Origin of the sequence: Lamprobacter sp., from assembly GCF_034860625.1 — a bacterium.
Taxonomy (GTDB): Bacteria; Pseudomonadota; Gammaproteobacteria; order Chromatiales; family Chromatiaceae; genus Lamprobacter.
In genome coordinates, this window is sequence record NZ_JAYESN010000734.1 from 1 (window position 1) to 653 (window position 653).

The window sequence follows — 653 nt, forward strand, 5'->3', positions numbered from 1 at the left end:
GGTCCGTCCCTCATAATTCCCTGGGACTACGTTCACGATGGGATCGGCTACAATGTCCGCATGCCCAACCTCAACGCCGCGCTCGGCTGCGCGCAGTTGGACCAGTTGCCAGACTTTCTTGCCTCCAAGCGCCGGTTGTATGAACGCTATCGCGGCGCCTTTGCCGGGCTTGAACAGGTGAGACTGATGCAGGAACCAGCCGGCTGCGAGAGCAACGACTGGCTGCAAACACTGATCTTGTCGGAAGACGTGGCCGAGCAGCGCGATGACATCCTGGCCGCGACCAATGACGCCGGACTGATGACCCGCCCGGCCTGGACGCTAATGCACCAGTTGCCACCCTACCGCGACTGTCCGCGCGCGCCCTTGCCAGTAGCGGAATCCTTGGCACGGCAGATCATCAATCTGCCGAGTAGTGCGGGGTTGGCTTGAACAGCGTTCAAGCAAGGAACGGCCTAAGGAAAAACAGCACCATGCATCTGGAACAAATTCGCGACAACATCCGTCAGAAGTACAGTGATGCGGCGCTCTTGATAGAAAACCGGCGCTATGCAAATGCCATCTACCTTTGCGGCTACTGCATCGAGTTGTCGATCAAGTATGCGATTACCAAACAACTGCAGTGGCCCGCGTACCGCACTGAAGGCAAGCTA

General features: G+C 58.0%; 2 protein-coding genes. Both read left to right on the plus strand.

Annotated elements, in window-relative coordinates:
• The coding region (locus VBE63_RS31045; protein WP_323686785.1) for a DegT/DnrJ/EryC1/StrS family aminotransferase at positions 1–432 on the plus strand (432 nt) is incomplete at its 5' end.
• Between the two features lie 41 nt (positions 433–473).
• On the plus strand, positions 474–653 hold a 180-nt coding region (locus VBE63_RS31050), incomplete at its 3' end, for a hypothetical protein (protein ID WP_323686786.1).